Raw genomic sequence first — 7,010 nt, 5'->3', positions numbered from 1 at the left:
ATACATAAGTGTGTATTTGAAAACTCTATAGCATATCCTATTAACTTAGGATAGGTAATCGACTTGAACATGAATTTAATTATAATCGATTTTAGTGATTATAGGGGTGAAATTAACAATTTATCCAGTTTTTTTCTACGCAGAGCTACTCATCTGACAACTGAATTATGGCAAGTACATCTGTTTGAAATTCTGTGTAGGTAAAGGACTCGCCTCGGATCTGCAATGGTGCGGATTACTGCGTCAGCGTATAAATAAGTCCGTCCATGCTTAATATAGTACTTGCTCAGGTTTGTTCCATTAAGATATTTCTCTACAATCGCTCGATAAATCGGACGCTTCATTTCATCCACCAGTACCGACCTTGTGTTCTTATCATAATAGTATGGAAACAGTTGCTTTCCGTTTGTCCAAATGCCTTTCTTCGCTCCAGCCTCTTTGTCCTGCTTCATTCTTCGCTTAATCGTTTTGTATTCTATTCTGGCAAAAATGGACATGAAGTCAAAGGATACATTGAGTTAATTCTTGCCTTATCTCTTCATGAATTTGAATTTCTTCTACCTGATGCTCAATGCTTGACTGCTCATTTTCACTTTAAAGCTATTCTGGGATCGTTTGTTCACCTTCCAGTCTAACCTGATTGCTTCCACGGATATTTCTGCTTGAAATCCTATTTTTATTTGCCGTGGAATAAACCCAAAAAGAACCGAAGCGTATTTACACCCCGGTTCCTTTACTGACTTATTATATGCCATCATAAATAGAATCTTTATCACCACTAAACACATCAATCATCATTAATGCTCCTATTTTATAACCTTGGATAAAAGATAATGCTGAATGCAAAGAGCTTGAGTCACTCTGTAAATCGAATAGCTTTTCGACTTGGTCAAAATCTTCCTCGGATAACCTCTCTTTGAGCATCTCCAAAAAATTAATGATCTTCTGATTAATCTTCTGCAATTCCGGATCACTTGGCTTAATTAACTCATTAGGACTCAATCTTCCATAGTAAAAATCCTCCAAAATGATCACCATCATGCCTCCTTTCGCAACTAACTCCTAACACGTATAAATTTTATGCGAAAATCGCATAAATAACAATATGCAATTTTCGCATAAAGTAAACTTGGCTTGGGTGATGAGCATTGTACACAAAAATCCGCGACTTACGCGAAGATAAAGATCTGACACAGCAACAAATGGCTGAGCTCTTACATATTACACAAGCCACCTACTCCCGTTACGAGAATGGAAATTTGGATGTTCCGAGCGCCGTTTTAATTACGCTAGCTAATTTCCATAAAGTAAGCATCGACTATATTTTGGGTCAGACAGATAACCCTAAGCGCTATCCCAGCAAAAATTAATAATCCGCAACACAAACAAGCTTCTGTGATATTCACAGGAGCTTGTTCACGTCTAGGCTAAAGCATAAATAATTACTTCAATGCAACAAACAAATCAATCTCATTCTCTAGACTTTCTGGTTTATATCTTTCATCCCAAATTTCAAAATCATAATCCTTTGGTTCATTTCCAGTTTCTCTAATCCATTGTCCATATATATAGTCATATGAACGACTAAGTTCCGATTCAAGTCCCTGATCTGTGTAAGTAACATACTTACTTTCACCGACAGCATGACCTATTATATCTAACGGAACATCACCTTGTTTACTTACTTGCATTAAAATCACATTCTCATTTTTCTTGTTTTGAATTTCGTCTTTTCTTTCAAATAACGAATGATAAATACTCTTACCAAGACCAGACTCAAATTCTTTAATATCTGCTTCAATTTTGTAGCCTACAACATGAAAAGGAGGTAATGTTATTGCTTTAGATTCCAGAAAATCTCCTCCATTCAATGAGTAGGCTTATCACAACATTAATCATACAAGACTTCAATCATTTTTCTTGTCTTCGCTAGCTGCTCCACAGTAAAATCATGCTGAGCAGAAGCATAAGCGCTAAAAACAATATCGAGCACAAACAATTGAGCAAATCTGGAGCTTGTTGCCGCACTACGAAGCTGCGCTTCCGGCGCATGGGATGTGAATAAAGATACATCAGCGAGCTGAGACAGCTTGTTACTTCAAGGCCGAGTGAGGCTAATTGTTTTTATACACTTGTCCTTAGCTCCTTTTATTAATTGAATAACCTCTCTCGTTTCACCGCTATACTAAATTCCCCAGAAGACGGCGTTTTCTGATTTCGTAGCCATGGCTGCTGCTAATAAATGACGATCTGAAATCGCATATATATTTTTGCCAAGCCGAAGCCATTTTTGTGCTGCATCTTCTGCAATAATAAATGAGGCACCTATCCCATAAACATAAATCACTTCTGCCTGTTGTAACAGGTTCACTGCCTGCTCTATAGATTCTGCATCCAGTTAACTGGCCGTATTCTGAAAGGTCAGTATGGTGTTCGACAGCAATTTATCAATGATGGAATCAACGTTTCATTCGATTCAACATCAAAGTATCTAACATGCGGCGTGTTCTCTACCTCCGCGGATAAACGGATTTTCAGCGCTGGAAAGCCCTCAATTCCAAGCGACCGACAAAAACGAACAACCGCCGCACTGCTTGCCTCCGCTTTTGTCGCTAACTCATGTATGGTCATACGCAGCACTTCTTTAGCATTTGCAAGAATGTACTCCGCTACTTTTTTCTCTGATTCTGGCAATTCATTTAAGTCTAGCTCAATTTGTGAAATCATACTTCCCCGCAATTAAACCCGCTCCAACAAATGCAGGAATCATTGGATGAAAATATTTCCGATTTTTCGCAAAAAGTTCTTGAACGGTTTATCATTCTTCTTTTTAAGCTTCGCCTTCATTTGTGCGCTTTGTGCTTGTGTAATTGCTCAGCCGAAGTCGCTATTTTCCTAATACTCATTTAGACTATGTTAGCAATCTAAATTTTGTATCACTTCTATGATTCCACACGTTCCCTTATTGACGAATTTTTTTTTCAACATTAAACTATAGCTAAGAAATTAAATTTCAAAAAAACCGTTTTTTTCATTTATTAAATTTATCCCAACATTACGGCGCAGGAGGAAATGAAAGATGACGACTACACCAAACATCATCGTAATGAACCATCCAACTAAAGAGCAGCTTGAAAAGATTTACGATATTTTAGATGAATGCTTTTCCGTAGGCCGAGCTTTTTTCCAAGAAAGATTGGACCTCGACACCACATATGATCCAGATACAACATGGTTTGCGATGGTTGACGATAAGATTGCATCTAATGTACAAATTTTTCCGTTTCATATTAGAGTCGGTCAAGCGATCTTGAAAACGGGTGCAATGGGGAGTGTCGGTACAGATCTGAATTACCGCGGGCTGGGGCTTGCACACAAAATTCTTCATGCGCAGACCAACTATATGAAAGAAACCGATTATGATATAAGCTTGCTTTTGGCTAGCAAGCATGCGTTTTATGAAAAGGCTGGCTGGAGACTTATTCCCGAGACTGCTTTCGCAATTGAAAAACCAGCAAGTTTGGAGCAGCAGCAAAGCAGTGATGAAATCATTCCTTTTGAAGCCTGTTATCTCGATGATATCCGTTTTATCTATGAACAATTCAATAAGAATCGCACTTACACCGTGATCCGAAGTAGAACGTATTGGAATGATTTATTGACCTGGCCGGAATGGAAGAACGTTGACTGCTTGCTCCTTCGCAGAAATGGAAAAATCGTCGCTTATGGCATTATTGAAAAGAAAGATACTGAACAAGTATTTATTAATGAATTATTGTATTTGAACGAAGCCGAAAACGGCGTTGAAGCTTTGTTTCATGCCTTATGTCAGCTGCGCCAAAATGCAAAGCAAATATTAGCGATGCTCCCAGAGGACCATAAGCTATATTCCTATTACCAACAGCATCAAGCAAATTCAATTCAAATCAATATGGCGATGTGGAAAATGATCAATCTCAGTTCAACTTTCCATAAGCTTCAGCCTGAATTAGAAGATCGCCTAAAGCGTAGCAACATAATTGCAGACCAGGAGTTGCATATTGCACTTCGCAGCAATGAGGACTGTATCTACTTGGATTATAAGCAAAAGCAGCTTTCTGTTTCCGATGCTAGTAATCATACCAATCCCTATACTTCAATAGAAGTAGATGAACGCGAGCTAATGACTTATATCATGTTCGGCTATAATGAAGCAGGCGCAGCAAAGGACAGTACTGAGCACGCGAACATCCTTCAAGCTCTATTTCCGAAACAACAAGCCGTGTTTTATTTGACCGATAAATTTTAAGCCATTTTTGATTCTTACCATTTTAAAATAAGGGTGTGTCGCAAGTCCAACTGCCCGGACTTATGACACACCCTTATTTTTCCATAGCAACAAAAACTAGTTGTTGTTCATTTTTGATCTTCCTAACAGGACAGCACCGTAGGCTGCATCCTTAATCGGCAAAATCAGCTTTGTTTGCGGGTAGCTCTGTGCGAGCTTTCGCTCCAAGGCTTCTTTCACAAAGCGAGACTTTTGCAGCACACTTCCTGCAATCGCAATCGGACTTTCATATAGCTTAAGCCGTTCAATAACAGGCACAACAAGCTCATATAAATTGGCTGCACATTTCTCCGCTAACGCTATTGCATGTGCATCGCCCTTCTTGCATGCGGTCGTCATAATCGGTGCGAGCTGCGCAATATCTTTTTTCGTCGTATTTTTATCATAAACAAAGCCAATAATCTCTTTCACAGTGCTTAATCCAAGCTGCTCATATACCATCACTGGGATGATCGTATCGGTTATTCTTCCGTCCTCCACTTGAACTAATACGGATAATAGATCGCGTCCAATGCTATAACCGCTTCCTTCGTCATCAATCAGATGACCAAAGCCTCCTGTGCGATGCTGCTCTCCTTTTTCATTGACCCCAAAGCAAATCGATCCTGTACCGGCAATGAGAATGATGCCTTGCATCGCATTTTGTGCCCCGTATAATGCGGTTTCTTGATCGCCTGTAATCGTTAATGGCCCGATATAACCGTTATTTCTCACATGCTGCTCCAACAAATGGATGACCAGCGGATTACTTATTCCTGCCGCACCTATACATATATGAGCAACTTCTTGTAAATTACCGCAGTAGAGCTTCGTTTGACTAAAAATTTCTTCAAAGGAGGCGGCAATCGCATCAGCATCACCACCGTTATAATTAATAGGCCCTACAGTAAAGGTGAATAAAGAGTCTTCCTGGTCATGCGTAATGGTGACAGCTGTTTTCGTGCCACCCCCATCAATTCCAACGATAAATGCCATACCTATGTCCCCTTGTTGTACTTTTTTCAAAGATAAGAATTTATATGTTTCACGCGATATATTATCCTTATTTTTCTCGCAGAAACGCTTGCCGTCCTTGAAAGGACGCCGAAGGCTTTTATGCTTGTCTACATCTGTATCGTAATCTTGGCGGTGGGTACAACCTCACCATTTAGAATTGGAAGGAGTGATTTGAATGCATCAAGTGTATACTCAAATGCCGCAATTCCGCAGAACTCGCCTTCGATTAACGGTAAATCATACGGGCGACCTAATGTAATGGCCGTTACTTTGCAGCCTGCAGCCAGCAGCTTCTGCACAAGCGCAAGCTGACCTTTGTTTTCACGCGCATTGAACAAGCCGATTATAATATGCTCGTAGCCTTGTACCTTTTGCAAAGCAGCGTTGATCTGTGCCTCGCTCGGGTCAATGTCGATAATCTCATAAGCTGTATTAAAATGCTCCCCCATATATTGCGGAAAGCTAAGGGCTTGATTCAAGCTGCTGGACGCAAGATCGGTGCGGTAGGAATAGGAACCCATAAATAACACTTGCTCGTCACCGGTATGAATGGGCTGGAGCTCACCTTTAATGAGGCAGATCGTTTCCGTACGCATTAGCTCATTTGCTCGGCGATGTACATCGCAGCCAACTAGTTCATAATCTAGCTCCTCAATCGTCGCATATTGTGCTTTATAAGCTAAAATTTTTGTAACAGCTGCATCAATTAGCGCTTCATCCAAATCACCGGTGGCTACAGATTCTTCGATCAAATGAATCGCTTCCTTCACTGTCTCAGGAGTATGACTAATGAATACCAAATCAATACCTGCTTTAACAGCTCCTAACGCTCCTTTTGCCGTACCATAGTATCGTTTAATCGCGTCCATTTCTAAACAATCCGATACAACTAACCCTTTATATCCTAATTTTCCTTTTAATATCTCTGTAATAATGGTATGAGACATAGTTCCGGGCACACCGGATTTTTCAATTTTCGGAAATAAAATATGTGTACTCATAATCGCTTGAGCGCCTTGCTCAATTGCGGCCTTAAACGGCAGCAGCTCAAGCTGCTCTAATTCCTCAAGTGTTTTTTCAATGGTAGGCAAGCCAATATGTGAATCGACATTTGTATCACCATGACCTGGAAAATGCTTAAGTGAGGACATGACGCCTCCATCGAGCAATCCCTTCATCATTTGAATTCCATACTGGGATACTGTTGCAACAGAATCACCATATGAACGAACATTTATGACTGGATTCAATGCATTATTGTTAACGTCCATAACTGGAGCTAGATTAAAATTAATACCTAGTGCTTTCAATTCTCTGGCAGTCATTCTGCCTGCTGCATACGCATTTTCAGGTCGGCCTGAAGAAGCAATTGCCATGGCTCCAGCAACATTGGTCGCGTCTTTAGGCATACGAGTGACTCGACCGCCTTCTTGGTCGATCGTAATAAAACCCGGGATACCAGTATGTGTCGTGTACCATTGCTGCAGTTCAGTAACAAGCTCGCCTAATTGATATTTATTGTCGATATTATGTGAGAATAAAATAATATTGCCGACTTTATAATGCTCAATAACTTCCTTCAGCTCAGGAGTGATCTCGGTTGAGGGGAAGCCTGTTACGAACATTTGTCCGATCTTTTCGCGCAAGCTCATATGTTCTATTGTTCTCATCAATTACTCACCTTCCT

General features: G+C 40.2%; 8 protein-coding genes. 2 read left to right on the top strand and 6 right to left on the bottom strand.

Annotated elements, in window-relative coordinates; all coding sequences use genetic code 11:
* Positions 1–744 precede the first annotated feature (744 nt).
* The gene (locus CA600_RS05995) at positions 745–1,035 is read right to left on the bottom strand and encodes a DUF6809 family protein (RefSeq protein ID WP_256989756.1); all 291 of its coding nucleotides are present in this window, start codon (positions 1,033–1,035) and stop codon (positions 745–747) included.
* A 113-nt stretch (positions 1,036–1,148) separates the two neighbouring features.
* Here CA600_RS05995 and CA600_RS05990 point away from each other — a divergent pair, with 113 nt between their 5' ends.
* Positions 1,149–1,370 (top strand): helix-turn-helix domain-containing protein, encoded by a 222-nt coding sequence (locus tag CA600_RS05990; protein ID WP_094869344.1) that lies wholly within the window; start codon positions 1,149–1,151, stop codon positions 1,368–1,370.
* Between the two features lie 72 nt (positions 1,371–1,442).
* Here CA600_RS05990 and CA600_RS05985 read toward each other — a convergent pair whose 3' ends face one another.
* The 3 genes from CA600_RS05985 to CA600_RS31725 all read right to left on the bottom strand — a co-directional run bounded on the left by CA600_RS05985 (position 1,443) and on the right by CA600_RS31725 (position 2,739).
* Entirely contained in the window at positions 1,443–1,871 is a 429-nt protein-coding gene (locus CA600_RS05985) for a GyrI-like domain-containing protein (protein ID WP_256989755.1), read from the bottom strand.
* Positions 1,872–2,185: 314 nt separating this feature from the next.
* Positions 2,186–2,371 (bottom strand): SIS domain-containing protein, encoded by a 186-nt coding sequence (locus CA600_RS31730; RefSeq protein WP_256989754.1) that lies wholly within the window; start codon positions 2,369–2,371, stop codon positions 2,186–2,188.
* A gap of 50 nt (positions 2,372–2,421) precedes the next feature.
* On the bottom strand, positions 2,422–2,739 hold the full coding sequence (locus CA600_RS31725; RefSeq protein ID WP_256989753.1) for a MurR/RpiR family transcriptional regulator: 318 nt from the start codon (positions 2,737–2,739) through the stop codon (positions 2,422–2,424).
* A gap of 340 nt (positions 2,740–3,079) precedes the next feature.
* Here CA600_RS31725 and CA600_RS05975 point away from each other — a divergent pair, with 340 nt between their 5' ends.
* Positions 3,080–4,288 (top strand): GNAT family N-acetyltransferase, encoded by a 1,209-nt coding sequence (locus tag CA600_RS05975; protein WP_094869343.1) that lies wholly within the window; start codon positions 3,080–3,082, stop codon positions 4,286–4,288.
* Between the two features lie 96 nt (positions 4,289–4,384).
* Here CA600_RS05975 and CA600_RS05970 read toward each other — a convergent pair whose 3' ends face one another.
* Together CA600_RS05970 and CA600_RS05965 are read right to left on the bottom strand one after the other, a co-directional pair.
* Positions 4,385–5,302: an N-acetylglucosamine kinase gene (locus tag CA600_RS05970; protein WP_094869342.1), complete on the bottom strand. Its 918-nt coding sequence runs from the start codon at positions 5,300–5,302 to the stop codon at positions 4,385–4,387.
* A gap of 128 nt (positions 5,303–5,430) precedes the next feature.
* A complete protein-coding gene (locus CA600_RS05965; protein ID WP_256989752.1) occupies positions 5,431–6,993 on the bottom strand; it encodes a glycoside hydrolase family 3 protein in 1,563 nt (520 codons plus the stop codon).
* Positions 6,994–7,010: the final 17 nt, after the last annotated feature.

Origin of the sequence: Paenibacillus sp. VTT E-133280, from assembly GCF_002264385.1 — a bacterium.
Taxonomy (GTDB): Bacteria; Bacillota; Bacilli; order Paenibacillales; family Paenibacillaceae; genus Paenibacillus_AQ; species Paenibacillus_AQ nitricinens.
Note: the sequence above shows the minus strand (reverse complement) of the source record. Positions and strands in the feature narration are given on the sequence as shown.

Coding starts and splice junctions, on each gene's coding strand:
- CA600_RS05975 (WP_094869343.1), top strand. CDS start 3,080: ATGACGACTACACCAAACATCATCGTAATGAACCATCCAACTAAAGAG.
- CA600_RS05965 (WP_256989752.1), bottom strand. CDS start 6,993: ATGAGAACAATAGAACATATGAGCTTGCGCGAAAAGATCGGACAAATG.
- CA600_RS05970 (WP_094869342.1), bottom strand. CDS start 5,302: ATGGCATTTATCGTTGGAATTGATGGGGGTGGCACGAAAACAGCTGTC.